This window comes from Proteus sp. PR00208, assembly GCF_016238545.1.
Lineage (GTDB): Bacteria > Pseudomonadota > Gammaproteobacteria > Enterobacterales > Enterobacteriaceae > Proteus.
In genome coordinates, this window is record NZ_JAEHQE010000033.1 from 1 (window position 1) to 26,883 (window position 26,883).

The following is a 26,883-nucleotide window of genomic DNA, read 5'->3' on the forward strand; positions in this document are numbered from 1 at the left end:
AGCGAATAGCAAAAAGCCAGTCAAAATTTTGACTGGCTTTTTTATTTAGTATACAGAGCGTTTAATCGTGATCACTATCAACAGTAATAGGGCAGGTAAAACCATCAGGTTTGATAGCCAATAAATCACATTTGATATGATCAATCAGTTGCTCCGCAGTATTTCCTAAGAATGCGGCTGAAAGCCCCGTCCTTCCTAAAATACCCAAAACAACAATGCCAGCATTTAACTCTTCACAAACTTGAGGGATCACTTGTTCTGGCAATCCTTCTTTAACATGTGTTTTCTCTTCGGGAATGCTGAATTTCTGGCGAAGTTCCTTCATCGCAATAAGGTGTTGACCACGTAGTGCATTGTTATAAAGATTAGGATCAAAATCAGGTAGCTCAATCGCAATATTAATCGGCGCAACGGGATAAGCGCTAAGTAAATGAACATCAGGATCTTTTTGTATGCGATGAGATAAGTCGGTTGTTAGCTCAATCAGTTTCAGATTAAGGGCATCATGATAAGATTCTTCATTCGATAAATTTGCGGCGACAACGATAGTACCGTATTCAGGCCACTCTTTATCTTTGACCATCCAAACAGGGCAAGGACATTTTCTAAGCAATTGCCAATCCAGAGGCGTAAAAATGAGTGAACCTAATTTATCATGTTGGTGAGCCATTTTTATGAGTAAGTCATGTTGATGTGCAACAACTTCTTCAATAATGGCTTCATAGGGGCGATTATGCCAAATGACTTTTATATCAATCTCTATGCCCGCTTCAAGGTAATAGCGTGCTTGCTGTTTGATCCAAGCTGCCTTTTGGCTGATAACACCTTTACGCATTGCATTACGTTCATCGGGAGATAAAAGGGTTGTCATGTCATAAGAGAGATCATAAACAGGTAGAAAAGCTTTTATCCGCCCACCATTACGCTGAACGATATAGACAGCACGGCGAAGTGCTGGTTGGTCATCTTGGTTAGGATCAATGACAACGAGAAGGTTTTGATATTTTTCCATTGTAATATCCTCTTTAGGGCTGGATTTATCCATCTACAATTTAAAGATAACCCAAGAAGATAAAATGCAATAGTACAAAATAGAAAACGGGGCACAAATTTGTGTGCCCCGTTATAAAATTAGCGTGTGAAATGTAACAGATTAAACTTCAACTGATGAAGGAAGTTTGCCTGCAAGTTCACTTAACAGTGTACTATCTTCGATAGTAATGTATTTGCCTTTAACGCTTAACATGCCACTTTTCTGGAAGCGACCCAGTAAGCGACTAATTGTTTCGACAGTTAAACCTAAGTAATTACCGATGTCACCACGAGTCATGGTTAAACGGAATTCGCGAGGAGAAAAACCACGCTGTGCGAAACGGCGTGAGAGGTTATAAATAAAAGCAGCCAGACGTTCTTCTGCATTCTTTTTCGATAGCAGTAAGATCATTTCTTGGTCACCTTTGATTTCACCACTCATTAGGCGCATCATTTGTTGACGTAAGTTAGGCATTTTGCCTGACAGGTCATCCAAAGTTTCGAATGGAATTTCACAGACCATAGATGTTTCTAAAGCTTGTGCGAAACTTGGATGTTCAGTATTAATAATGGCGTCAAAGCCAACCAAATCACCAGCAAGATGAAATCCTGTTATTTGCTCGTCGCCTTCTTCCGTGATGGTATAACTTTTAATTGTACCGGAACGTATGGCATAAAGTGATTTCAGCTCATCACCTGCTTTAAACAAGGTTTGACCTTTCTGGATGGGCTTTTTACGCTCGATAATATTATCGAGTTGATCAAGCTCATGCTCGTTTAAAGTAAACGGGATGCAGAGCTGGCTAATACTGCAATCCTGACAATGGATTGCACAACCGCCAGATTGGATTCGGCGAACGACGCGTTTTTCTGGGATCATAAGCTTGCTCATTACAAATAAAAATATTGATATGCGTCAATTTTAACACATATTGCAGTAATTAGTAAGGGGAATAACGGTACGTGTGGAAATAATTCTGAATGTAACAAAACATGTATCTTGATAAAAACAATGTTTTGCTTAAAGGTCTATTTAGAACAATTTGCGCTAACCCTATACTCAATTGGTATATTATTCGATTTTCTAACGAAGTCATAGTGCTATTACTAAATTATCCTTGTCAAAAGCCAAAAATGAAGAGGCGCTTCAATATTTTTTACCTTTATATTGACATTTTATTTACGGCTCTACCTTAAATTCGTATTTTTTATGCATAACTCTTTATTTTTATAACAAAAGATTAGGTAAAGTTAACTAGATGTATTTTTGATGCAACTTAATGCTACCTTGAAGCAGTTATTTCAACAAATGATGCAATAACGTTCCCTCACACGCCTATCATTGCGTATAATGAAACATTCGGATTAAGAATATCTGCATGGCTTATGTCAGTTCTTGGTATTTTAATGATGGGATACAGTGTATGGAAATATCGTAATGCTGTATTTACTTCAGGATTGCGTATGGTGTTAGCAAGTAGCGCAATAATACTGATTGCAGAAATTCTTAATCGTTTTGCATTTTTTATTGTTAAGTAGTGGAGTAGTGATGTATGAGGCGTTTTATTAAGGTAGATCTTCCTCCTGAACCGATTATTAATGATAAATGTGTTAGAAAACGCCTCAAACAAAGCCTATGTGATAGTTGTTCCAAAGTTTGCCCTGTGGGCGCTATCACTTTTGCTCACTTAGATGTAAAAATAGACAATGAACTCTGTTTTCAATGTGGTAATTGTCTATTTACCTGTCCCGTTGACGCGATAGAAAATATCGCGCCTCACGAAAGAACACACCAAGATAATTACCTTGTTGTTAATCATGATGAACCGTTAGCAAGTACAGAAGAATTATTAGTGTGGCATCGCCAATATCAAATTAGAGGAATGAAGATAGCACAGCCTTTAGTGGATAAATGGCTTCCTGTTTTAGCAAACTTAAATCTTCAACTAAAAACATTACAAGAGCCTATTTGGCAATTAATTATCACAGAGCCTACTGATATTGATAGCGGACGTCGTTTTATGCTTTTTCGTCAAAAATTAGATGAAAAACCGCTCAATAAAAATCAAGTAAGAACAGGATTAAATGCAAGAAAACAACTTTATCCTGAAGATAGTTGGTTCCAAATTCAGTTAGACAAAGACAGCTGTATTCTTTGCTCTGCCTGCGCCAAAGTGTGTGATGAAGGTGCGATTAAACTTGAAAACAATATATTCATGCTTGATGAAAAGCGTTGTACGGGTTGCATGAATTGTGAAGTGGTTTGTTTTCCTAAATCTATCCATGTTAATGAACAAGTTGCTAAAAATAACGAACCAACACATTACCATTATTATAATGCCCACTGTGAAAAATGTCGTTTAGCCTTCTTATCTTGGACTCCAGATGCAAAATTGTGCCCGATTTGCATACAACATCAGAAGCAAGGTTGGTTATAATCTCTCTCAAATAGACTTAAGTTATTTATTGCTTAATAAGCTCACATCCTTATTAAAGTGAGAGATAACATGTTAATTTTATTTATTATTAAGTTTTGAGAGTGGCAAAATAAAATGGGAGCATATGATGAAAACAACTGTTTTACCTGCGGATATGTTAGAAATTGCCATTATAGAGCCTGGTGGTATAGATAAATTACAACCCCAACTATCACCGATACCGCCACTTCCTCCACATTATCTTTTGATCAAAGTTGCAGCTTCTGGTGTGAATCGCCCTGATATTTTTCAACGTCAAGGCAGTTATCCGCCACCAGCAGATGCTTCACCTATTCCAGGTCTTGAAGTTGCTGGAGAGGTTGTTGCATTAGGGGAAAGTTGTACTAAATGGCAGTTGGGCGATAGAGTCTGTGCTTTAGTTGCTGGTGGTGGTTACGCTCAATATTGTATTGCGCATGAAGATATCGCATTACCGTCAATGAATTTAACGGACATTGAAGCAGCAGCATTGCCTGAGAATTTCTTTACTGTCTGGGCTAATTTATTTCAGTTAGGAAAACTAAAACAAGGTGAATCTGTTCTTATTCATGGTGGAACATCGGGAATAGGATCAACTGCCATCATGCTTGCTCACACAATAGGTGCGACAGTTTATACAACAGTTGGCTCTGAAGAAAAAGCTGCCACAGCCCGCGCGCTCGGCGCTGATTATGTCATCAATTACAAACAGGCCGATTTTGCTAAAGAAATTCCTATTTTAACTGAAGGGAAAGGCGTTGATGTTATTCTCGATATTATTGGTGGGGATTACGTAGAAAAAAATTATCAAGTTGCCAGCAAGTTTGGGCGCGTTATACAAGTGGGCATGATGAAAGGAATGCCTAAAAATTTAAATATGATGCCAATGATGATTAAGCGTTTAATTCATACTGGTTCAACGATGCGATCTCGCTCAATAGAAGAGAAAGCACAAATAGCGCAAGAATTAAAACAGCAAGTGTGGCCACTTATTGCTGAAGGAAAAATTAAACCAATCATTAATGCTATTTTTCCATTAAAAGAAGTGGGTAAAGCACATGAGTTAATGGAGTCTGGTGATTTAATTGGTAAGGTAATGCTTGAAATCTTATCTTATAACGGAAAAGAGTAAAAATAAGAGTGCTTAAAACGTATTTGATATAAGAGTAAGCACTTCTGTTACTTTCTAAAAAGCGAATATTCCGAAAAACACATGTTAAATATTTCATGTGTTTTTTTATGTATTGAAGAAAAAATGAATAACATTTAAATAAATAAATTCTTATTTTAGATAAGTAATTTAATATCTATTCTTTTTAATAGATATTAAGCAATAGAAATATTCATTAATTCTGATTAAGGTAGATTTAAATATTGACCTTATCAAAAATAATATCACATTTACAGAAATATAACTTAAATCAAAATTAATAGTGAATTTAGTAAACTAACAAATAAAGCTAAATCATTTATCATTAAAGTATCTTTTGCTTAAATCAAACTAGAAAAATGTTAACTGATATCAATAAAATAAAGAAGATTCTTACTCATCATGTAGTATATCATTTGAATAAAGATTAATTATTGACGATTAATAAACACAAATTTCATTAAAACAGATAATAAAAATTTATATATAGGTGCGATGATGGCAAATTACAAACAAACCTGTCTGAGTGCTACAGAGCGTGTATACCATACCCGAACCATTGATATTCTTACATGTTATCATCGAGAGATGGCAAAAATACTAATGAATAGTGAGTATTCTTTTCCTAAAGCAAATAAAATGAAAAGAAATAATAGCGAGAGTTTAGACGCTAAAATAAAAAGTAACACTATTGAAAAAAAAGCAGTAGATAATGCTTATGAACGTATTTTAGAAACTTTAAAACAACAAAATAATTATAATCAATCTGATATTGAACCTTATTTTTCCCATCATCATTCACAAGTGATGCAATTGGCGAAATTTGGTTATCTTTCTGCATTAGCATGCAACTCAGATAATGTTTTTAATAATCATTCCCCCTTACTAAAAGAACAAGAAAAGAAAATTACAGATGATCTCTGTAAATTAATCGGTTTCTCATCAGAAGATGCATTTGGTCATATCACAACAAGCCATACTCTTGCTTGCTATGAAATATTATGGGCACTTAGAAATTTAAAAACATTACCAATGGCAATTGCTCGTCATCCAAAATCACGGGATTTGGTTGCAGATAAAAAAGCCTTTGAGTTATTCAATATGTCTGTCACAGATATTTTAGCAATAAGCGAACAACTCAATGAGCGTGGGATTTTTGATGATGTTAGTCATTTAACATGCCGAGGAACAGGCATGACAAAAACAATGCATTTAGGAAAACTGCTTGTTCCTGTTTCCTGTTTTGAATTTTGGAAAAAAGCAATGGATATCCTTGGGTTGGGATATGACAATCTTATTGCATTGCCTATTGATGAAACATTTAAAACCGATATTGAAAAAACACGCAGTATTGTTTTTCGCCTGATTGAACAAGGCGAGCCTATTCTTGGCGTTATAGGAATATTCGGCACACCGTCTTATGGTTGTGTTGATAAGTTAAAACCACTTTTTGAACTAAGAAAAGAGTGTGAGGAAAAATACAACAATTCATTTTATATCCATATTGATGCATCGCAATTTGGTTATATGAAAAGCTTATTTCTTGATGACAATTATGATCTTATTCCTTATCAGATTTTATGTAAGAAATTAAAGAAAGAAGCACCACTACTGCAATTGACATCTGAAATATATGAAAGCATCACACAACTTTCTTTCGCTGATTCAGTCTCTTTTGAACCATTTCAAGCTGGATTTTCACCATATCCAACTGGTGTAGTATGTATTAAAGATGCGCGTCTTAGTCGTTTTTTAACAAATCCCCCTAGATTATGTCCAGATCAAGCAGATAACGTTCCTGAAATTGATGGTATTCAATCCGCACCGGCAGTGGCGTCGATGTGGAGTGTGCATCAACTCTATCCTTTTACTTCATCTGGATATGGAAAATATGCACAAATACAATGGGAAACGCGTGTCAAACTTGAGCAGTTTTTTAATCAAGCCGCAGCTTTCGAAAAAGAAGGTGATCACTATTATATTCGTATTTTATCTGTATCTGACTTTAATAAACTAAATTTTGCGATTGTAAAGAAAGGAAATAAGGACTTAGAAACGCAAAATGATCTGAATAAAACAATCTATGAAAACTTGGTTATAAAAAGTCATCATAAACAAGATTTAAGTTTATTAACGTTTTGTGCTCGTAATAGCGATGATGCACCAGCGCAGTTTTGTTCTGAGTGCGGTTTTGATAACAATGAGTGGGAAACTATCAAATACTTAAATTTGTTGCAGCTTACTATAAAAAGTACTGAAATTTGTGATGATCAACAAATTGAAGCTGGATATCAATATATTAAGAAAGTAGTTTTATCCGCATTAGACCAGTAGCAATATCTCTTTTTTATATTTCCTACAATTAAAATAAATTTTGTTAAAAAGCGAAGTAGTGGGTTGTTACTCATTATCTTCGCTTTTTTTAAATGAATTAAAGGTGACAGTGTCACTCTTTGTATTGTAAATATGTTCTTTTTTGTGTGCATCTAAAGCTAAAGGTGTCTGCTTTTTATTCATTATTGTTAATTATCTTCTTTTATTTTTATTGATAGCACGTAAAAGCAAGCCAGAGAATGATAATCATTCATAATTAAGGCTACGTTTGAAAGATATAATCATAGATAAATCATATTGTTAATAAGAAAGAGAATTTAGATGTGTATTTAGATATATCTAAAACTTGATCATTTAGATATATCGGATTATATTACACCCCATGAATTCGATATATCTAAAACAATGAGGGAATATTTATGATGATTCGAGCATTAAACTCACTTTATCAACAACGTGCTGAAAATGGCGGACATGGTCACGGAAAAGGGCGTTGTGGTGGTAAAGGCAAACATAGCCAGCACCAAGAAAATCATGGTGAGCATTGCTGTCATGGTGAACACAGTCATGGACACGAAGGTCGTGGCGAATGCTGTCATGGTGAACACGGTCATGGACACGAAGGTCGTGGCGAATGCCGTCATGGTGAACACAGTCATGGACATGAAGGTCGTAGCGAATGCCGTCATGGTGAACACGGTCATGGACATGAAGGTCGTGGTGAGTGTTGTCATGGTGAGCATGGTTCTGAAGGGCATGGAAAACAACGTGGTCGTGGATGCGGTGGCAGAGGTAAAGGCCAAGGTCGCCAGTTAAAACGTATGTTTGATCATGGTGATTTACGCGTTCTGCTACTTAGCATGATCTCGAAAAAACCAAGCCATGGTTATGAAATTATTAGAGAAATAGATGAGGCATCTTCAGGATTATATGTACCTAGCCCAGGTGTTATTTATCCAACGCTAACACTACTTGAAGAGCAAGATCTATTAGTTGCGACGATTGCTGAAAAAGGCCGTAAAAACTACAGCATTACACCTGAAGGCACTGCATTTTTAGCAGAACATCAGGATATAGATGCCAATATTCAAAAGAAACTGGCTTATGCGAGAGATTTATCTCAAAACGCAGGTGGTGTTTCTGAGGAAATTGAATCTGCTGTTGGTAAATTAAAAGCAGTTTTACGCCATAAATTAGTATTAAAAGAGCTCTCTGTGGAAAGAGCAGGACGTATTGCTTCTATTCTTAATGAAGCAGTTGAGAAAATTGAAGCTATCAATGAGGCATTGATCTCAGAGGAAAGGGAAGATGAATAAAACAGATACTCAGCTACAAAATTCAAGAAGAAATAATGAAATAGACAAAGATGATTTGGAAAATAATCCAGCAGTAAAAGAACAAATTTGCCCTAAAATGCCAGTTTCTTATTTTCGTAGAGCGTTACGTAAACCTGGCAGAATATGATAATGATGGACGGAGGTTATAATGATATGACCTCTGTTATTTTCCCTTCAATCAAGCTATTCCTACCCACTTGTTATCATTATAAATGGTTTCTAAATATCAAAGCCGCCTAATTCCTGATAAAACTCTCTTTATCTTCTATCGCTATCTAAGTTAATCCTTAACTTCATTTATTTGTAAATCATCATTTTTTGATGAGGATTACATCGTTTTTCTTAGGTTATTGTACTAACCTCAAAAAAATCACAAATGATTGTGGAAATGTTCCATATTAACTATTATTTTATTTAGCTAGTGAACCCATTATAAAATTTGAAAACTTAAACCAGAGATATGCTTGAAATAATAAATTAAATACTGAATCAAAATAATAAGCGTTTGTAAGTACTTAAACGAGAATAAGTACCTTAGTTCAAACGTAGCCTTACTTATGATGTAGGACGCTAGTCAGCATAAATAATGGCAAAGTGATGAGGTATCGGTTTATTTATTGTTAAGAATAGAAATAATGATGCGAATAACTGATTGATATTTATAAAAATATTATCGAATAAAAATAACAATACGCTCACTAGATAGAACAATCAATCAACTAAATTGATTGTTATGTATTTGCCGTACCTGTTAAACCAACATTTGCTAATTTAGGAATATTCGAATGAAAGTAAAAGCATTATCTGTTGTGATAAGTTTAATACTCGCTACGCCATTATGTGCAAATGCACAAACTGATATAAGTGCTATTGAAGCAAGATTAAATGCACTTGAACAACGTGCAACTGCTGCTGAAGCTAGAGCCGCTGCCGCAGAACAAAAAGCGGCTCGCCTTGAGCAATTAATTAATTCCAACAGCCTATCTAAAACGGATCATGTTACAACCGTCGGCATGGAGCAACGCGTTGCTATATTAGAAAAGCAATCTGATGGGGCTCAAGCAAAAGTAAACATTGCACAAACTCAGCTTAATGAAATCCAACAAAAACAATCGGCTCAGCTTGCTAGTACGAAAAATAAAGAAGGTACGGGCTTTTTCTCTACCAATACAAATTGGGGTGATCTCAAATTGTATGGTGACGTTGAATATAATATCGATGCGGCGAGTAAAAAAGGGCAACTAACCTCGATGAGAATGATGCCCGGTAATCAAAAAGACTTTGATGATAATGAAAAATGGTCACTTAACGGGCGCATTTTAATTGGTGTGGATGGTGAACGAGAATTAAAAAACGGCAATTATGCTGGTTTTCGTGCTCAGCCTATGGCTGACATGACAGGTAAAATGAATCTAGATGATGCTGTTTTCTACTTTGGTCAACGCGATAAATGGCAATATAAAATTGGTCGTTATGAAGCTTACGACATGTTCCCTCTAAACCAAGATACATTTGTTGAGTATTCAGGTAATACAGCAAATGATTTATATGGTGATGGTTTTGGCTATATCTATATGATGAAAGAAGGGCGAGGTCGTAGTAGTGACGGTGGTAGTATGATGGTTAATACACACTAAAACGACTGGTATTTTGAGCTAAATGCTTTAGTTGAAGATGGAACTTCTGTTTTTAAAGACAATGAATATCATGGACGTAAACTTGATAATCACAAAAATGTTATTTATATGCGTCCTGTTGTTGCATGGCAGAAAGATAATTTAACTATTGCAGGAGCAATAGATGCAAATGTGATAAACAAAGCCTATGGCTATGATGATGAAAATGGAAAATTCCAAGATCAATCGCGACGTACAGGTTATGGCTTAACTGTAAAATGGGACACTTTAGCTGATGATCCTATTAACGGTATTGTTGCAAATTTAAGTGCTGCTTATCTCGACGCTAAAGATGAAAATGATTTTTCTATTGGTAGTAATGTGTTGTGGCGTAAATTTCAACTTGGTTATATTTATGCTCATAATGATATTAAAACTTACTATCACAAAAACGGGAATAGCAGTGGTCAAAATGACACCTATTTAACGCTCAATCCTGGTAAGTACAATATCAACACTGTATTTGCTTCTTATGAACTGCCTAATATTTTAGATATGGATAATTTTAAAACCTATTTAGGTGCTTATTATTCACGTATAGATGGTAAAGACGACATTAATGTAAATAGCAGTGATAAAGATCGTTATGGTGCCCGTATTCGCTTTAAGTATCTATTTTAACTTTATTTTTAGTACTTCTTGTTAGAGATTGATTTTATATAAAGACTTCAAGATACAGCGTATTGTTGGCTAATTGAGGTCTTTATATTTTTATATAGTTTGCTCAGTGTTGGGACATAAAACATCAGATACCCGATAAGAAAAAAGCCTTAACTAACTTTTCAGCTGACCACTCTTTAATGTCTGAAACTTGCCCATCACCAATTTCAACTAAACGTAATTCTCCTACTGCATTTTTGACTACATCAATGGAATAGAAGGGTGTGTTTACATGCTGCGCTACTTTTTTTACAAACTCAGGAATTTCATCATCCGCAGAGAATATTTTCTTATTTAAAACAAAATATCTGCGCTCACTATCATTAATAAATTCCTCAACATAGCGAAGACTTACACCACCTTCAATGTTTCCCCTAAACTGTGCAATAAGTTTTAGTATTTCTCTAATTTCATCTGCATTTTTAGCGATGGAACCTCTCGTGGTTGTTAAAGATTTTACATAGTCTTTTACAAAGTAAGCTGGCCATTGAAGTTGGTTAGTTAAGCTTTCAAAGTCAGTATCCATAGTCGTGATAACTGTTCTTGGTGTGAACTCTTTACAATTTTCATACCAACCCGTTATATGATGGTTACGGATATAATCTTCAGAAGTTTCAAGCATTTGACCACCATGAGTATTCACAGCATGGTATAGCTGTTGATATTCGTCTTTATTTAGCATCCATCCACGCCAAATAACAGGAGAGTCTGATTTAAAAGGATGTGAAAACTTATATTTGCCCAATGCCATATCTTCTGATGAGAGTAACAAACAATGAATATTTAGCATTTGAGCGCAACGATATTCTTGTTCAAAGGCCTCATCAGGTTTTCCTGTTTTTGAATAGTCATCAGGGTAAATTATTTGCATAAGTAATTCCTTTTAATTAAATAGGTTTGATGAAGAAATATCCTAACGTTTTATTTAACGACTTGAACCTTTTTTCTCTTAATTACATGTTCTCTTTTCTAAGTTGTGAGATCTCTCGATTTTTTGATCTTTTTCGACTAGGTATCTGATTTTACTCGTGCCATTGTTTTATTTCCTGCCATAATCGGTTTAATGTTTACAGACGCTGACTAGCGTATTAAGTGCAGATGATATTTATCAGGAAACAATTCAATGCCTTTCTATATACAACGCAGTAATTCAAATAACGACAAGACCTATAAGAAAAATAGAACAAAACCACTATTAATAGGCTTAACCTTAATTCCTTCATTTGTGTTTGCTAATGATCTTTCTCAATTACCGCAAAAAGAACGTGTCGCTTACTTTACGCAAGCTCAGCAAGCGGGGATCACTGGTGTTGCAATTAAAACAAAGCCTGTCCTAGCAAGACCAGCCAAAGAAGGTGAGATCATTACAACGATAATTAAAGGTGAAGGGATTGAAACAGTTTCAGAACCTGCAAAAGCAGGAGATTGGGTAGTACAAAATATTTGCCCAGAAACAGGTAATGAGGAAATCCTGGTAAGGAAAAACAAATTTATTCAGCGTTATAGCGAAACAGATAAAAATAAGATCAAAATCAATATAACGTCTTATCCCGATAATTATCAGCCTTTTATCCCTAAAGGTATCGAAATGAATTATTTTATTGTGCCTGAATCTACACCCGCGTTTGCAATGAAGGCTCCTTGGGGAGAATTACAACGTTTTCAATCGGGCGATGCCGTTGTGCAATCCACAACAGATAGCCAAGATGTTTATCGTATTCAAAAGGCAGCATTTGAATGTACTTATACTATTCTTAAACCTGCCAAATTAGCGCAATAATATTGAATCTATCTATGCTGGATTGAATATTAATTTTATAATTCATAATGTTATAATCATTTCGTTGCTGAAGCTAAGGATATTAAACAGAGAGTAGGCTAATAGAAAGTAGGCGTAATTGACTTGTTGTCCATTTGCTTTAATAGCTACATTTCGTTAACCTATCTCTATCAATTTCTTCAACTCATTAGGTAAAACCTATTGAACTGATAGCAGGAATGTATTAGCTATTCTCAAATGGAATAGGTACATTAGTCCCATACCAAACAGGAGGAAATACAATGTCTTTAATTAATACCCCAATCAAACCATTCAAAAACATGGCATTTAAAGACGGTCAATTCGTTGAAGTGACTGAAAAGGACGTCGAAGGCAAATGGAGCGTTTTCTTCTTTTACCCTGCAGACTTCACTTTTGTGTGCCCAACTGAATTAGGTGACTTAGCTGATCATTATGCTGAGTTCCAAAAAATGGGCGTAGAAATTTACTCAGTTTCTACTGACACACATTTTACCCATAAAGCATGGCATAGCAGCTCAGAAACTATCGGTAAAATCAAATATGGCATGATTGGCGATCCAACTGGCGCATTAACTCGTAACTTCGAAAATATGCGTGAGAACGAAGGTCTTGCAGACCGTGGTACTTTCGTTGTTGACCCACAAGGTATCATCCAAGCAATTGAAATCACAGCTGAAGGTATTGGCCGTGATGCATCAGACCTGCTGCGTAAAGTTAAAGCTGCTCAGTATGTAGCTAGCCACCCAGGCGAAGTTTGCCCAGCAAAATGGAAAGAAGGTGATGCAACTTTAGCTCCATCACTGGATTTAGTTGGCAAAATCTAAATAAGAATTAAGCCACTAAAAAGTTATTTATCGGGTGTTTCGGCACCCGATTTTATTGAGGGTGCAAAAATGTTAGATAATAATTTAAAAGCTCAATTGAAAGCTTATTTAGAACGATTAACCCAGCCAGTTGAATTAGTAGCAACATTAGACGACAGTAAACATTCTGCTGATATCCAAGCGCTATTAAAAGAAATCGAACCATTATCCGATAAAGTCACTTATCGTGAAGATAATAACGCAAATGTACGTAAACCATCTTTTCTTATTACCAACCCAGGGAAAGAAACTGGTGTTCGTTTTGCAGGTTCACCATTAGGTCATGAATTTACTTCATTAGTTTTAGCATTACTGCAAACTGGTGGACACCCATCAAAAGAAGCACAAGAATTACTTGAACAAATTCGTCAGTTAGACGGTGAGTTTCATTTCGAAACCTATTATTCGCTCTCTTGTCATAACTGCCCTGATGTTGTTCAGGCATTAAACTTAATGGCGATTTTAAATCCGAAGATCACACATACTGCGATTGACGGAGGCATGTTCCAAAATGAAATTCAGGAACGTAATATCATGGGCGTTCCTGCTGTATTCTTAAATGGTAACGAGTTTGGTCAAGGCCGTATGACCTTAGCTGAAATCGTTAACAAAGTAGATAGCAATGCAGAAAAACGTACTGCAGAATTGTTGAATCAAAAAGCTGCATTTGATGTATTAATTGTGGGTAGTGGTCCTGCGGGTGCATCTGCAGCTGTTTATTCCGCTCGTAAAGGTTTAAATACAGGCCTTATTGGCGAACGTTTTGGTGGTCAAGTTCTTGATACTGTTGATATTGAAAACTACATCTCAGTACCAAAAACTGAAGGTGCAAAACTTGCAGGTGCATTAAAAGCTCACGTTGATGATTACCAAGTGGATGTGATTGATAGCCAAACTGTTAGTCGCTTAATTCCGGGTGCATCAGAAGGGGAATTACATCAAATTGAAACAGCATCAGGTGCAATTTTAAAAACTCGTAGCCTAATTATTGCAACAGGTGCTCGCTGGAGAAATATGAATGTTCCCGGTGAAAATGAATACCGCACTCGTGGTGTAACTTATTGCCCACATTGTGATGGCCCTCTGTTTAAAGGTAAAAGAGTTGCTGTTATTGGTGGTGGTAACTCAGGTGTTGAAGCTGCAATTGACTTAGCTGGCTTAGTTGAACATGTAACAGTATTAGAATTTGCTCCAGAAATGAGAGCAGATGCAGTATTACAGAAAAAATTACGTAGCTTAAGCAATGTAGAAGTTATCTTAAATGCGCAAACTACAGAAGTATATGGTGATGGCACTAAGTTAACCGGTCTAAAATATAAAGATCGTACTAATGATTCTATGCATGATATTGCATTAGCAGGTATTTTCGTTCAAATCGGTTTATTACCTAATACACAGTGGTTAGAAGGTACTGTTGAGCGTAATAAGATGGGCGAAATTATTGTTGATGCTCGTGGCGAAACTAATATCAAAGGTGTATTTGCTGCCGGCGACTGTACAACCGTACCTTATAAGCAAATCATCATTGCAGCTGGTGAAGGTGCAAAAGCCTCACTTAGCGCATTTGATTACTTGATTCGTACGACTGCAAAATAAGCAAATCAAAGATAATCAATCAGTTATAGAGAAAGGCATCTTTTTTAAGATGCCTTCTTTTGTACATAAAATCATCAAAAAGGGCTGAAAAGTGCCCTTAAGTGTTCAAGTGTGGACAATATGTGGACACTCTAAACCAGTAATTCTGTACTACCTTTCAATGGGTTATATTGAATGGCATCTTGTAAGAAGTCTGGCGCAAAGTGTGCATAGGTCAACGTTTGTTGCAAATTAGTGTGCCCTAAGATGCGTTGTAACGTAATAATACTTCCGCCGTTCATCATAAAATGGGTGGCGAATGTATGGCGTAATGCGTGGGTTGCCTGACCTAATGCCATACTCGGTTTCACTTTTTTAATTGCTCGACGAAACATGTGATAAGACGTTTCAGTAAAGAGCAATCCTGATTTCTTTGTACAAATCATGTCAGCAACAGCTTGAGAAATTGGTACAATTCTTGGCTTATTGGTTTTGGTGTACGTAAATCGCACCTTATTTTGGATCACATGTTCACGTTTTAGCTTGAGCGCTTCACCCCAACGGGCACCAGTGCTTAAACAGAGAACGGCAACTTTTAGGTTGTCACCTTCCAATAATGCTAATAATTGCTGAATTTCATTATCTGTTAGATATGACATTTCAGTCGTTTGCTGTTTTAACCGTGATATTCCTTGAACGGGATGTTTACTTAAAAAGAAATCCGTTTTTTTAAGGGCCGTAAACATACCGCTGAGTGCTGAGATATCTCTATTTATCGTTGAGGCTTTTATACCAGAAGCGAGCCTGAGTTCACGATAGAGTACCAATTGCTTATCGGTTAATTGGCAAACAGGGGGATTATTCAGTGATTCAGCAATACGCCTCACTCTTAGGTGTGTCATTCTTCCATAAGGTGTATTTTTGCCGAACACTTCCCACCAAATATCAATTAAATCACTAAGAGGGCGAATATCGGTCGATGTTTCTACCCAGTCTTTTGTTTGCTGATTAGCCAGTGAATAACGTTCAAATAAAATTGCTTCTTGCTTCTTTTCAAAGCGTCGTCTGATCCGTTTTCCGTGACGGCCAGCCGGTCTAATGTCCACTTCATATTGACCATTTTCGAGTTTCTTAATTGTCATAAGAAAGCCCTCCAATGGAACAAATGCTTTGCGAATCAATAAATTCACAAAATGCTTGGTGTATTGTTATCCAATTTTCTTGTCTGAGTGGGATGATTGCGTGCTGTCTTGCCCACTGTGTGCGAGTGCCGGTGCGATTTGCCCAGCATCAGGATTAACTTCATCGAACATAAACCAGTCTCGATACTTTCTAAATTGTGGGTGCTTAAAGAATTTCATTGCCGATTCTAAAGACATTTTAGCTTTTCCACTTTCATAACCATGATAAGTAACATAATTAATACCAACTAAATCAGCCGCTTGTTTAACATTTAGTCTTTCTGATTCACGTATCAGTTTTAGTTTTTCGTTATCGTACATTGACATTATATAAGAGATCTCTTATTTTATAAGAAAGTTGATACCTCCTTGCCGTGAGGCAAAGAGTCCGAAAGCGCTATAAAGCGCCTGACATAAGAGGGTAGCAGATGAGAGAGAAAATCGTAAGTCTGTCTGATGGCGTGACTGAGGAAAAATTTGCTGAATTAATCGGTAAGCCGGCGAGTGCAGTTGCAGATATGCGTAAAGCAGGAAAGTTACCCATTATTCAAATGAAAAGACCAGGTTCAAGTAGAGCTGAAAACTATGTCTATCTGCCTGCATGGAATAACGGTCTAAAGATGGCATATGAATCGTTACCAAAAGAGATGCGTGACGGTTGGTTAGTGTGGTTAGGGCTGAAATCATGATACGACAAATAACTGAGCATAGTTTTCTGTATCGTGGCTTTACGATTATTAAGTTGCCACGAAAAGCAATGAACCCAGTTACTCGTTATCACGTTTGGTTAGATGATCAGTCATTCGGTAAGTTTGATGCAATGGCTGAGGCGGTTAAATATATTGATGGGTTAAGGAAAGCTAAAAATGAAAAGTAATTCAAAATTAAATAAAAAAACTAATTTAACAACATCTTCAATAAATAATTTAATTATTAATAATAAACAAGATATGAGTTTCCAGAAAATTATTGTACCTAATTCTATTATTTCAGGAGAATGTAAATTATACAAAGACAATACCCATATAGCGGATATTGTCTTTCAAGAAATAGATTAACTATTTTTTAAATTATTAAATTCGGTAATAAAATCAGCACTTAAAACATTTAAATCAGCAACAGCTTTAAATGTTGAGTTTTTCATAGGGTTATTTACATGGGAGTGTGAGTTCATCATGGTAAGAAAATTTTCTCTACTTTTTCCTTCAAGTGATGCTGCAATTGCGCAGGTCATTATTTCTAAAGAGAGAATTCTATCTTCAACACTATGAACTTCACGTGATTTACGAGCTTTTTGGAAGAAGTTTTGTAGTTCTACTTCATTGGTTTGGGTAAATTCTTCCAACTTTTTGATGTTCATTAATTACTCCTTTTTTAAGTGTTTATTTTGTCTGCTTCCGATCAAGAAATTGCAGACACAATAAATATATCACAACACCATGTTTTCGGTCATGGATAAAAAACCGAATATAAATGGAGAAATAATTTATGAATGAATTAATTAAGCAACGAAACAAATATAAATTAAACAGTGAATCTTTTACTAATAAAAGTAAAAAGTATTCAAAAGCGGATAAAGCAACACTGGTTTTATGTGCCATTGTTATCATTTCGTTTCTTGTGAAAGTTTCTATCTAGGTGTTGTCATGAATGCCGCAGAGCTTATTCAAGCAAGAGAGCAACTACAAGGCAATGATGATTTTTATCAGCCTAAAGTTGTAAAGCACTATCGCAATGATGGTCTTTCATTTGATGAGCGCGTCAGTGGTATGAATAAAACAGCAGAAGTTAGGGCTGATTTATTAAGTAAGTTAAATAAAAATAGTGATGATATTCAGGTTAGTGAGTTTCTTGATTATTTAAAGAATGAAAATAGCCGTATATATCAGATGATTTATTACCTTGCTGAGATAGAAAAAGAAAAAAATGGAATAGATTATTTATTATTAAAGAGAAAAGATAAAATAAAAATAATTAATGCACTTCACCAAATTAAAGTATTGAGCGCATTAATCCCGAATAAATTAGCAATGCCTATTTAATTACACCTAAAAAATAAATGACATTTATTTGTCAGGACTTTTTATATCTGATTATCAGAGGTCTGATTATGTCTAAAGAAAGTAATGTAACCGATTTAATTAATGCCGTTCGAGAAGATGAAAGAAAATCTCGGGCGGTTCTTTTTTCTGCTCGTTTACGCAAATTAGCATCAAAAGCACTAAGTGAACGAATGGAGCCTTCACAAGTATTTCAATTATTAGAAGGTGAAGCCGAGTCTATCGAACATCAAGCACAGGAATGGAATTATGTCTAAAGAAATGGATTTATCCTGCGAACAATCACAGTTATTGCTTGATAAACAAATAAAAACAGTAACAGGGCGTTACGTCGGTGTATCAGCGTTTGAATGTGAAGATTGCGGTAGTGAGATACCCGAAAAGCGTCGTATTGCGGTAATGGGATGTATCCGCTGTGCTGATTGTCAGACAGTGCATGAACTGAAATCTAAGCATTATCGGAGTGTTTAAGATGCAACGATATACTCATGAGTTGAAAGTAAAACCTCAATATTTCAAGCAAGCGCTTACAGGTGAAAGAAAAGCGGAATGTCGCCGAGCTGATAGAGATTTTCAAGTCGGTGATATTTTAGTTTTGCGTGAATTTAATTCTATTCCACCAAGAGAATTCAGACACCTTTTTCATTATGGCGAATATACGGGAAATGTTATTAGAGCAGTTATTACAGATATCACTTGTATTAATTCTATTATTCCAGAGTTAGGCGATAAACCTAAATTTGTAATGCTTTCATTTTCTATTATTGAGGATGATGAGTAATGGCTAATAAAACCATTCTGAAATGGGCGGGTTCAAAAGCCCGCATCATGGATAAATTAATTCCGTATTTGCCAAAAGCAAAGCGCTTAGTTGAGCCGTTTGCGGGTTCTTGTGCGGTTATGATGAATACGGAATATAACGAATATTTAATTGCAGATGCCAACCAGGATTTAATTAGTTTATATCGTAATGTCGTAGAACATACTGAAATAATGGCACGTAAAGAGTTCTATGCGTGGGAAGAAAATAATCATAAAAATGATTACATTTCTATTAGAAAGTTATTTAATTCAATTAAGATATTAGATAAAAGCGAATGTGATAAATATATACAGTCCGCAAGATTTCTATATTTAAATCGTCATTGCTTTAATGGTTTATGTCGATATAACAATTCAGGTGAATTTAACGTGCCATTTGGAACATATGGCTGTGTTTATTTTCCAGAGGAAGAAATTAGGCAATTTGCTGAAAAATCCACTAATGCCATTATCGCCTGTTTAGAATGGCAAGATACTTTGTCACTTGTTGACTTCGGTGATGGTGTTTATTGTGATCCTCCATATATGGGTGATGAAAAATGTTTTACTAAATATCATTACACTGATTTTACTCACGCTCATCAAATTGAATTAGCTCAAGCGTTAAAGGCATTAAATCAATTACAAGGTAACCCGATTACCGTCTCTAATTCAATTCACGCCAAAGAACTGTATGCCGACCTCGGTTTTATTATTCACGAGATTGATGCGCCTCGTTCTATTTCTGCAAATGGAAACCGCCAATCAGCAAAAGAAATTATCGCCGTTTTGCCGGAGGTATGCTGATGGAACAGGGCTACGTTGATATTCAAGATCCAAAAAATGGGGTGCATATCACCGGCACCCGTTTTGCTATCGTTTATTGGAAAAAACAATTCGGGTTAATTGAAGTCACCTTTATTGATGGTCATGTGCGCCGTGAAGTGATTGCGTGGTATGACTCTGCGGTAAATGTGACGGCTGGCGTTGTTGGTACACATGTGAGTCGTGTTATTTGTGCAGAAATTCAGTCTATTCCTGAATTGATAGAGATAATGACTCACGTTGCTAAACTGTGCGAAACAGCCATTGAAATTATTGATCCGAAACGTTTAGGCGGTGTGCTGTAATGGCTAGCCGTTTAATTGATTTTTCTCAGCCTCCTGTTTCCTATCCTGCTGATATGCAATGGACATATTGGTGGAATGGGAAACAGCACGAGCCTGTTGTTTATGAAAGACCGCTTACCCGTGAGCAACTGGCTCAGGGGCAGGCTATTTTATTCGATATTGAAAAACTGCCTCGTTTTCTTAAATCCCGCTTATTTAAATACATCGAACATCTTAGAAAAGAGAAAACACCTAAAGAAGTTCATAACTGGCTAGTGTTTAAGTTTCATAAAAGCGTTTATCAGCGTTTGTTATCTGTTAATGCCCGCTATGGTTTGGCTAAAGACAAGCGTCAATTCTTGTTAGATAGAGATTTTGATCAAGCCATGTTCTTTAATCGCTTGCCCGATGCGCATGACAAAATATTGCGCCACATGGCGAAGACATTCGCTGATGCAAGTGACAACTTATTTGCTGAATTAGCTGATCAGGCAATTGCTGAAAATAACGGTGATCGTGAGGTTTTACTTAACCTAAAAGTGATTAACCCTATTTACCAACAACTAGGACAGTTAATTACCTATTTGCATGTAACGCCGTTGTTTTGGGGGAAGGCTCAAAAAGGGAAATTAACACCAGAAAATGCGTTATCTGGGTTAAACCGGTTAGCAGATGAAAATTGGTGGCTTAAAAAGTTAAAGGCTCATCGTCAACGTTGGCGTGAGTCTTTGCATATTGCCTTTGGTGATGTGAATTCAGATAAGACGCCTTACGCCAGTAAAAATGCAGTACGTGAAGTCAGAGCACAGCGTTTAGCAAACATGAATTATCTTGAAATGATGGATATTCAAGATGTTGAAACGGGTGATCGTTTTGATTTAATGGAAAAAGTATTAGCAAGTATCGCTAACCCTAAAATCCGCCGCATGGAATTAATGGCGCAAGCCGCAGGCATTCAAAAAGTTGCGGAAGAACGGGGCGATATTGGTTTATTTATCACCTTAACCACACCTTCAAAATACCATCCCACCAAGCAAATTAACGTTTCTAAAGATGAGAAAAAGAAAAAAGTTCTCATTAACGAAAAATGGAATAACAGCGCATACACTCCGAAAGACGGTCAACGTTATTTAGTGAAGGTATGGGCAAAAATTCGCACTGCCTTTAAAGACAAAGGCATTAACTATTATGGGATTAGGGTTGTTGAGCCACATCATGACGCTACACCACATTGGCATATGATGATGTTTCTGGATAAATCTCAACGTGCATCAGCGATTGAGATCATGTGTAAGTACGCCCTTGAAGAAGACGGCGAAGAACGAGGCGCAAAGAAACACCGTTTTGAAGCAAAGCATTTAAATAAAGGCGGTGCTACGGGTTATCTCGCGAAATACATTTCAAAAAATATCGACGGTTATGCGTTAGAGGGCGAAGTTGATGATGAATCGGGAGAGTTATTAACCGAGGTTGCATCAGCCGTTACTGCGTGGGCATCAACTTGGCGTATTCCTCAATTTCACATGTTTGGCTTACCGTCTAAAGGTGTATGGCGTGAGTGTCGCCGTGTTCGTGGTGTGAGTATCGCTGATAAGTTGGGTGATATAGCGGAAAAAGTAAGAGCGTCTGCCGATGCAGGAGATTTCGCTGCTTATATCGAGCACCAAGGAGGCCCTAACGTTAAGCGTAACCTACAAACGTTATTAGTCGCTCGTACTGTTGCCGATGAGCCGAACTCTTATGATGAAGAAGTGATGCGCGTTATTGGGCTATGTTCACCATTGAAAAGCGGGGATTTAGTAAAAACGCGTGAGCGTCAGTATCGTTTAGTCCGTAAATCTAAGCAGGATATTGAGGTAATTGAGCATAAGCGTAAGTTAGAAACGGGTCGTGTTTTGACTTTAAAAAGCGCGATCAGCGCGCCTCGGAGTCCTGTCAATAACTGTGGATCGGGCAGTTCACCCGATATTAAAAAACCACACGAAAGGGGCTTAAAATCGCCCGTATGGGGGATTTCTGAGCCTGAATATTTCGACCTGCATTCACAATATAGCGATTGGGAGAAATCATTTGGCGAGGTTTTAGAGCATAAAAAGAGTCAGCGGATAATTTCAACCGTGTCATTAAGTGAAAATCAGGAACGTTTGATACCTGAGTTTAAAGCTTTTGCCGAAAAAATGGGATTGGATTTACCACCAGACACAATGTGGTCAATGGTGATGAACGGTATGCGCTTGAGTTATGGCGATGAGGTGATTTGGTTTGAAAATGGGAAAATTCAAATTTCATCAACGAAAAGCGAAAAAATTAATTTTGAAGAAGTGAGGAGGGAGAATATTGAGAAAAGAAGAGATCGAGTTATGGATAAAATAGATAAGTTAAGAGAGAATAATTAAGTAAATCTAATTTAATGAGTAAAAAAATGAAATTGACTAGCTGTGTGAAATTTTTCTTGTTTAGCTTGGTGGGAGTCATCACATTAGTTTTTATTTGTTGGGGGTGGAATACATCTCTACAAGATATATGGATTAATTACTCTTCTAAACCAGAACCTTGGGTTGGTATTTTTACAGCATGTGTACTCGGCGTTACAGCTTATGCATCTTATAAAGCGGGAGAAAGTGCAAAAATAGCAGGAGAAATGTTGGAATTATCACGTCAAAATGGACGAAAAGATGATTTTATTAAGCAGTTTACTTTATTGATTGAACAACATAATAAATCTCATGAAATAATGATGGAAATATTAGATTCCTATAAAATAGGCGATAATAAAAATGTCAATTGGAATATGACAATTAAAGAAGCATCAGATAAATTATACTTAAATCACCAGTTTAGTCCTTATATGAGAATGCTATTTAGAGTGTTAAAGTATTGTGATGAAAATTTTTATATATCGGGTGATAATGATGAAATAACAAAAGAAAAAAAGAAATACACATCAATAGTAAGGAGTATGATTAGAAATGACGTGCTGTATTTTGTAGCGATAAACTCAATGAATGAAAATGATATTTTTAATGAATATAGAAATAAATTAGAAAAATTTAATTTCTTCGAACACTTAATTATTGATAATATAAGTGAACTAATTGAATTTAATATATATAATTATAATGTTGAATACATTGAGGGTAGAGTAAGTGCCCATTCAAAAAAATATAATTTGAAAAATTATATTAATGTAATAATATATAAGAGATTACTTCACCTTTTTAACAATGAGATTAAAAATAAATCTTTTTATTTTGATATTGAAGAAGTCTGTTTTATAGATAACAGATATTGTTATGACATACCTTATACTTTCAACTATAAAATAGCTAGTGAATATACACCTAATAAGTTATGCGATTTTAAAAAAACGCTAGAGTCTATAATTAATTATGAGAAAATATTTAATTCTTCATTAAAAAGAATTAATGAAGAATTAAAATCAAAACCTAGAGATTATGATATTAAATATTATTTATATTTTTATCTTAATGGTGAGGAGAATATGAAACCTTTAAAGGTTGAAGGGTTTTATTATAATTTGAAAGAGCTTTATGAATTATTTGTAAAAGAAAAAATAATAAAAAAAGCTGATTTGTTGAGTTTTGTTAATTCTCAATATGGGCTTGATTTAACACCTTCGATGCATTGTGCTTTTAGTCACAGCGATGTTTTTAATATTAATTCAACATCAAAATTTGAAGATGTATTTTATTCTTGCTCTTTATATATTAAAAATAAAATATTTGAACACTTCAGTGAAAGAAAAGAATTAATGTTTGATAGAGTAACTGATTCTATTATAAAAATATTAAATAAAACTACACTTGTTAATAATAGTGAAGAGGTATTTAAATTTATTAGGAAAGGCAATAACATTGTTTTTGAAAATAAGAATAGTTGAACAAATCATGCAACAAAGTGTAAAAAGCGCAAGATCAAAAAAGGATCAAATTTGCTTGAGCGCGCCAGATATCACGGGTTTTTATGGTATTCATGCAGGTGCATAAAAACCGATGTATTTAGTGCGCGGGCGTGGCGGGGTCACGATTGCGTTTTGAGGGGGTTGAAAACATTATTACTCGCAAATTTCCGGCGCGCAGAGCGATTAAAACAAGATAAAGTTATCTAGGTGTCAAATAAATTACATGCGCTTAAAATGGATTGTAGGCGCATTTAATACAGGTTTGAGAGGGTAAAAATTAGGCGGATTCGCCTTATCAAGGGGTAAGCGGTATAATAGAATTGGGTCACTATTATTATTAGTCAGACCGATACTTATACCTTACAGGTAAAACAATACCGCCAGTGTCGGCGGTATTGTTCTTTGTGCGGTGAGGTTACTCATCATCTAATGTGTACTTATCAAACTTAATCACTTCTTCACCTAGCCAATCATTAATCTGTAATATCTTGCTTTGCAGTGGCGCCAACTCATTACGAAAGAAAACCTTTGCCGCTTTTTCTACGTCACCAAAGCCACCGGTATTCTGTGGAATGATCCCCATCATTTGAGGCGGTACACGGTGTGCGGCTAACATATCGTCACGGCTGACATTCTTGATATTCATGAACTCATCTTTTGCCGCAATCTCACTTAGTGGAATAACTTGTACTCCGTCTTTCTTGCCGTTCGGAGCATTGATAAGTAAATTACGAAAATTGCCGGGGCCTTTGGAATTTTTCATTGCATCACGAATTTTATCAATATCACTTGGCGTTTGTGAGGCATCACTAATGTATAAAATAAATCCCGCATGGCTTCCATTACGATAATACTTAACGCGGAACAGGGTAGCCGCTTCATTCAGTAGCACTGACATAGTAGACGCCAGATATTCCGGTAACCCGTATAACTCTTGATTTAAATCGGGTTCATATAACTGAAACACGCTACCGGGTTTAAACTCATAAGGTTGTGAGTCATAGCCATAGCGTACAAACCAGTAGCTATCATCGGCAACACCACGGCGGGTATATTTTGCTAACGTTGGTGTGAGTTTTAATAAATTACCCACCATATTATTACGCCGTTCAAGATAGGCATTGCCAAACGTTAAGAAGTCGAGAGCAAACCGGCTAAAGTCTAACTTAGATAGAAAGCGGGTAGGTTGGAAGGTACTCACTAAGATATTACGTTTCACATAAATCGCACTGCTATGATGGGGTGTAGCACGAAATAGCTTTGATAATGCGTCAAAACTAATTGGTGGCTCGTACCAATTATCAACTTGCGCACATTCCAGATAATCAAAGATTTCTCGTTTATCTAACACCGGAACAGGACTATCGAAGGTAAAGGCTTCCATACCGTTATTGGCGGTTGCCGTTTGTTGTGCTTTAAAACTTTTTTTATTTTTACGGCTCATCAATAAATCTCCACAATGTTATTACTGTTCTCGGTGGTGCCAGTTAATGGTTCGTTGAATAGGGCGTGCATCGTTGCCCACGCTAGGTCAGCATGTCCGCTTTCTTCACTGCGTGAGGCTTCATAAGTAGGGCGGTTACCGCTTCCGGTAGTCGTACGGCGAATGGAAGTAAAAGATTGAATGATATCAACGCACTGTGCATCGAACTCTAAACGCCCGTGACTAATCACATCATAGGCTTTAATCACTAAGGCATTTTTGACATTCGGGTTATAAATAAACTCACGCGCAGCAGGGAAAAACTGAATGACATTCTGATAAACACCATGGCCTAAGCCCGTGGTATCAATGCCCATATATTCCACATAGAAACGTTCAGTAATTTTTTTAATGGAGTCAGCTTGTTCGCGAAAATCCATACCACGCCATTGATGGCGCTCTAATATGCGGAATTTCCCTCCGGGTACTTTCGGCGGAGCGATAACCACACAACCGGCACTATCACCATTTTCACCGCCTTTGCTGGGGTCGTAACCTACCCAAACCGGATCATAACCATAAGGGCGCAGAGCTAACGGTTGAATGTCGTCCCACACTTCCCAACTGTCCACCATGCAATTTTGCATCATGTTAAAGTTGAATAGGGATTCGATATCATCCATAAAGTGGCACATTAACAGGTTGTTATATTCGTCTGGGCTATACTCTTTTTTGAGTTGCTCTAAATCGAATAAATCACAACCGCCCCGTAAGGCATCTTCAATATTGACGATTTGTCGCCACTGCCCATCCTCACATAAACGCCCATTCACTAACGCTTCATGTGAGATATCAATATCAACGCGATCTTCTTTTTTGCGTCCGCGGTTATACAGCTTGCCCGACCAAAAAGGGTACGCTTCATGGCTCATGGTTGACGGTGTTGAAAAGTAAGTTTGTCGCCAATGTTTTTGTATGGCCATACCGGAAGTGACTTTGCGTAACTCTTGAAACTTGGGTATCCAAAAGGTTTCATCCAGATATAAATTGCCGTGATAACTTTGTGCTGTGCGTGCATTAGTGCCGAGGAAATAGAGCGTTGCACCATTACTTAACATCAGCGGGTCGCCTTTTAATTCAACATCAACCTCTAATGCCATTTTGATAATGTATTCACGGAACATATAGGCTTGCGCTTTACTGGCGGAGAGGAAAACCTGATTACGTCCGGTGGTCAGGGCATCAATAAAGGCTTCACGGGCAAAGTAAAACGTTGCGCCGATTTGACGGGATTTTAAAATATTACGGATGCGGTGATGACCGGCGCGATACCACACCTTTTGATATTCAAATAACGTATTGCGAAACTCATCTTCTAATTTTTCGATTTGTTCTTCTGAAAAGAAGTTTTTCTCTGGTTGACGGCGTTCGCCTTTATTGCGGTTGGCAATCTTAGGGTTAAGGTCGGTTTCATTGCCACCGTTTTGATATTTTCTGATCCGT

Annotated in this window: 28 protein-coding genes and 1 pseudogene; 21 read left to right on the plus strand and 8 right to left on the minus strand. The window is 36.4% G+C overall.

The features are described from left to right. Positions 1 to 61 precede the first annotated feature (61 nt). Positions 62 to 1,012: a universal stress protein UspE gene (gene uspE, locus JEP36_RS16850; protein WP_109372272.1), complete on the minus strand. Its 951-nt coding sequence runs from the start codon at positions 1,010 to 1,012 to the stop codon at positions 62 to 64. Positions 1,013 to 1,153: 141 nt separating this feature from the next. Continuing rightward, the gene (locus JEP36_RS16855; protein ID WP_036912995.1) at positions 1,154 to 1,912 is read right to left on the minus strand and encodes an FNR family transcription factor; all 759 of its coding nucleotides are present in this window, start codon (positions 1,910 to 1,912) and stop codon (positions 1,154 to 1,156) included. 506 nt (positions 1,913 to 2,418) lie between these two features. On the opposite strand from JEP36_RS16855, the gene JEP36_RS16860 reads away from it, so the two are divergent. The 7 genes and pseudogenes from JEP36_RS16860 (at position 2,419) to JEP36_RS16890 (ending at position 10,606) form a co-directional block, all read left to right on the plus strand. After that, a complete protein-coding gene (locus JEP36_RS16860; protein ID WP_198620019.1) occupies positions 2,419 to 2,571 on the plus strand; it encodes a hypothetical protein in 153 nt (50 codons plus the stop codon). A 14-nt stretch (positions 2,572 to 2,585) separates the two neighbouring features. Then, the gene (locus tag JEP36_RS16865) at positions 2,586 to 3,470 is read left to right on the plus strand and encodes a 4Fe-4S binding protein (protein ID WP_198620020.1); all 885 of its coding nucleotides are present in this window, start codon (positions 2,586 to 2,588) and stop codon (positions 3,468 to 3,470) included. 124 nt (positions 3,471 to 3,594) lie between these two features. Next, positions 3,595 to 4,620: an NAD(P)H-quinone oxidoreductase gene (locus tag JEP36_RS16870; RefSeq protein WP_198620021.1), complete on the plus strand. Its 1,026-nt coding sequence runs from the start codon at positions 3,595 to 3,597 to the stop codon at positions 4,618 to 4,620. A gap of 516 nt (positions 4,621 to 5,136) precedes the next feature. Then, a complete protein-coding gene (locus tag JEP36_RS16875) occupies positions 5,137 to 6,972 on the plus strand; it encodes a pyridoxal-dependent decarboxylase (protein ID WP_198630514.1) in 1,836 nt (611 codons plus the stop codon). Positions 6,973 to 7,391: 419 nt separating this feature from the next. After that, entirely contained in the window at positions 7,392 to 8,288 is an 897-nt protein-coding gene (locus tag JEP36_RS16880; protein ID WP_198625655.1) for a PadR family transcriptional regulator, read from the plus strand. Then, a complete protein-coding gene (locus JEP36_RS16885; RefSeq protein ID WP_164996164.1) occupies positions 8,281 to 8,436 on the plus strand; it encodes a hypothetical protein in 156 nt (51 codons plus the stop codon). The genes JEP36_RS16880 and JEP36_RS16885 overlap by 8 nt, the downstream gene beginning before the upstream one ends. A 658-nt stretch (positions 8,437 to 9,094) precedes the next feature. Next, positions 9,095 to 10,606, plus strand: a pseudogene (locus tag JEP36_RS16890) (carbohydrate porin). A 124-nt stretch (positions 10,607 to 10,730) separates the two neighbouring features. On the opposite strand, the gene JEP36_RS16895 reads toward JEP36_RS16890, so the two are convergent. Then, entirely contained in the window at positions 10,731 to 11,516 is a 786-nt protein-coding gene (locus JEP36_RS16895; protein ID WP_198630515.1) for an ATP-grasp domain-containing protein, read from the minus strand. A 252-nt stretch (positions 11,517 to 11,768) separates the two neighbouring features. On the opposite strand from JEP36_RS16895, the gene JEP36_RS16900 reads away from it, so the two are divergent. The 3 genes from JEP36_RS16900 to ahpF all read left to right on the plus strand — a co-directional run bounded on the left by JEP36_RS16900 (position 11,769) and on the right by ahpF (position 14,905). Beyond that, positions 11,769 to 12,425, plus strand: a complete 657-nt coding sequence (locus JEP36_RS16900; protein WP_232797453.1) for a hypothetical protein — start codon at positions 11,769 to 11,771, stop codon at positions 12,423 to 12,425. A 281-nt stretch (positions 12,426 to 12,706) separates the two neighbouring features. Further along, positions 12,707 to 13,270, plus strand: a complete 564-nt coding sequence (gene ahpC, locus JEP36_RS16905; RefSeq protein WP_006536680.1) for an alkyl hydroperoxide reductase subunit C — start codon at positions 12,707 to 12,709, stop codon at positions 13,268 to 13,270. Positions 13,271 to 13,339: 69 nt separating this feature from the next. Then, on the plus strand, positions 13,340 to 14,905 hold the full coding sequence (ahpF, locus tag JEP36_RS16910) for an alkyl hydroperoxide reductase subunit F (RefSeq protein ID WP_198630516.1): 1,566 nt from the start codon (positions 13,340 to 13,342) through the stop codon (positions 14,903 to 14,905). Between the two features lie 131 nt (positions 14,906 to 15,036). Here the strand turns inward: ahpF and JEP36_RS16915 are convergent, their stop codons facing one another. Both JEP36_RS16915 and JEP36_RS16920 read right to left on the minus strand, forming a co-directional pair. Further along, positions 15,037 to 16,026, minus strand: a complete 990-nt coding sequence (locus tag JEP36_RS16915; protein WP_198630517.1) for a phage integrase — start codon at positions 16,024 to 16,026, stop codon at positions 15,037 to 15,039. Between the two features lie 66 nt (positions 16,027 to 16,092). Continuing rightward, positions 16,093 to 16,392: a helix-turn-helix transcriptional regulator gene (locus JEP36_RS16920; protein WP_198630518.1), complete on the minus strand. Its 300-nt coding sequence runs from the start codon at positions 16,390 to 16,392 to the stop codon at positions 16,093 to 16,095. A gap of 101 nt (positions 16,393 to 16,493) precedes the next feature. On the opposite strand from JEP36_RS16920, the gene JEP36_RS16925 reads away from it, so the two are divergent. Genes JEP36_RS16925 through JEP36_RS16935 form a run of 3 tightly spaced genes read left to right on the plus strand, consistent with a single transcriptional unit; the run spans position 16,494 to position 17,123 of the window. Next, a complete protein-coding gene (locus JEP36_RS16925) occupies positions 16,494 to 16,754 on the plus strand; it encodes a Cox family DNA-binding protein (protein WP_099432912.1) in 261 nt (86 codons plus the stop codon). Continuing rightward, on the plus strand, positions 16,751 to 16,942 hold the full coding sequence (locus tag JEP36_RS16930; RefSeq protein WP_109849559.1) for a hypothetical protein: 192 nt from the start codon (positions 16,751 to 16,753) through the stop codon (positions 16,940 to 16,942). Before JEP36_RS16925 ends, JEP36_RS16930 begins: the two co-directional genes overlap by 4 nt. After that, the gene (locus tag JEP36_RS16935; protein ID WP_198630519.1) at positions 16,932 to 17,123 is read left to right on the plus strand and encodes a hypothetical protein; all 192 of its coding nucleotides are present in this window, start codon (positions 16,932 to 16,934) and stop codon (positions 17,121 to 17,123) included. The genes JEP36_RS16930 and JEP36_RS16935 overlap by 11 nt, the downstream gene beginning before the upstream one ends. On the opposite strand, the gene JEP36_RS16940 is transcribed toward JEP36_RS16935, so the two are convergent. After that, complete coding sequence (locus JEP36_RS16940) at positions 17,120 to 17,425, minus strand: hypothetical protein (RefSeq protein ID WP_198630520.1); 306 nt, start codon at positions 17,423 to 17,425, stop codon at positions 17,120 to 17,122. The genes JEP36_RS16935 and JEP36_RS16940 overlap by 4 nt on opposite strands. A 286-nt stretch (positions 17,426 to 17,711) precedes the next feature. Between JEP36_RS16940 and JEP36_RS16945 the strand changes: the two genes are divergently transcribed. The 8 genes from JEP36_RS16945 (at position 17,712) to JEP36_RS16980 (ending at position 23,936) form a co-directional block, all read left to right on the plus strand. Next, a complete protein-coding gene (locus JEP36_RS16945; RefSeq protein WP_072070669.1) occupies positions 17,712 to 18,107 on the plus strand; it encodes a DUF5347 family protein in 396 nt (131 codons plus the stop codon). Positions 18,108 to 18,175: 68 nt separating this feature from the next. After that, entirely contained in the window at positions 18,176 to 18,382 is a 207-nt protein-coding gene (locus tag JEP36_RS16950; RefSeq protein ID WP_232805478.1) for a DUF2732 family protein, read from the plus strand. Continuing rightward, positions 18,375 to 18,596 (plus strand): TraR/DksA family transcriptional regulator, encoded by a 222-nt coding sequence (locus tag JEP36_RS16955; protein ID WP_198630522.1) that lies wholly within the window; start codon positions 18,375 to 18,377, stop codon positions 18,594 to 18,596. The genes JEP36_RS16950 and JEP36_RS16955 overlap by 8 nt, the downstream gene beginning before the upstream one ends. 1 nt (position 18,597) lies before the next feature. Beyond that, positions 18,598 to 18,906, plus strand: a complete 309-nt coding sequence (locus JEP36_RS16960; RefSeq protein WP_142836812.1) for a DUF3850 domain-containing protein — start codon at positions 18,598 to 18,600, stop codon at positions 18,904 to 18,906. Next, entirely contained in the window at positions 18,906 to 19,733 is an 828-nt protein-coding gene (locus JEP36_RS16965) for a Dam family site-specific DNA-(adenine-N6)-methyltransferase (protein ID WP_198630523.1), read from the plus strand. Before JEP36_RS16960 ends, JEP36_RS16965 begins: the two co-directional genes overlap by 1 nt. Next, entirely contained in the window at positions 19,733 to 20,056 is a 324-nt protein-coding gene (locus tag JEP36_RS16970; protein ID WP_198630524.1) for a DUF5405 family protein, read from the plus strand. Before JEP36_RS16965 ends, JEP36_RS16970 begins: the two co-directional genes overlap by 1 nt. Continuing rightward, positions 20,056 to 22,431, plus strand: coding sequence for a replication endonuclease (locus JEP36_RS16975; RefSeq protein ID WP_198630525.1), 2,376 nt, complete (start codon positions 20,056 to 20,058; stop codon positions 22,429 to 22,431). Before JEP36_RS16970 ends, JEP36_RS16975 begins: the two co-directional genes overlap by 1 nt. A 26-nt stretch (positions 22,432 to 22,457) precedes the next feature. Next, positions 22,458 to 23,936 carry a putative phage abortive infection protein gene (locus JEP36_RS16980; RefSeq protein ID WP_198630526.1) on the plus strand — a complete coding sequence of 493 codons (1,479 nt, stop codon included), beginning with the start codon at positions 22,458 to 22,460 and terminating at the stop codon, positions 23,934 to 23,936. Between the two features lie 436 nt (positions 23,937 to 24,372). Here the strand turns inward: JEP36_RS16980 and JEP36_RS16985 are convergent, their stop codons facing one another. Both JEP36_RS16985 and JEP36_RS16990 read right to left on the minus strand, forming a co-directional pair. Then, positions 24,373 to 25,401 (minus strand): phage portal protein, encoded by a 1,029-nt coding sequence (locus tag JEP36_RS16985; protein ID WP_151435207.1) that lies wholly within the window; start codon positions 25,399 to 25,401, stop codon positions 24,373 to 24,375. Beyond that, positions 25,401 to 26,883: terminase large subunit domain-containing protein (locus JEP36_RS16990; RefSeq protein WP_198630527.1), on the minus strand; the 1,483-nt coding region annotated here is incomplete at its 5' end. The genes JEP36_RS16990 and JEP36_RS16985, both read right to left, overlap by 1 nt.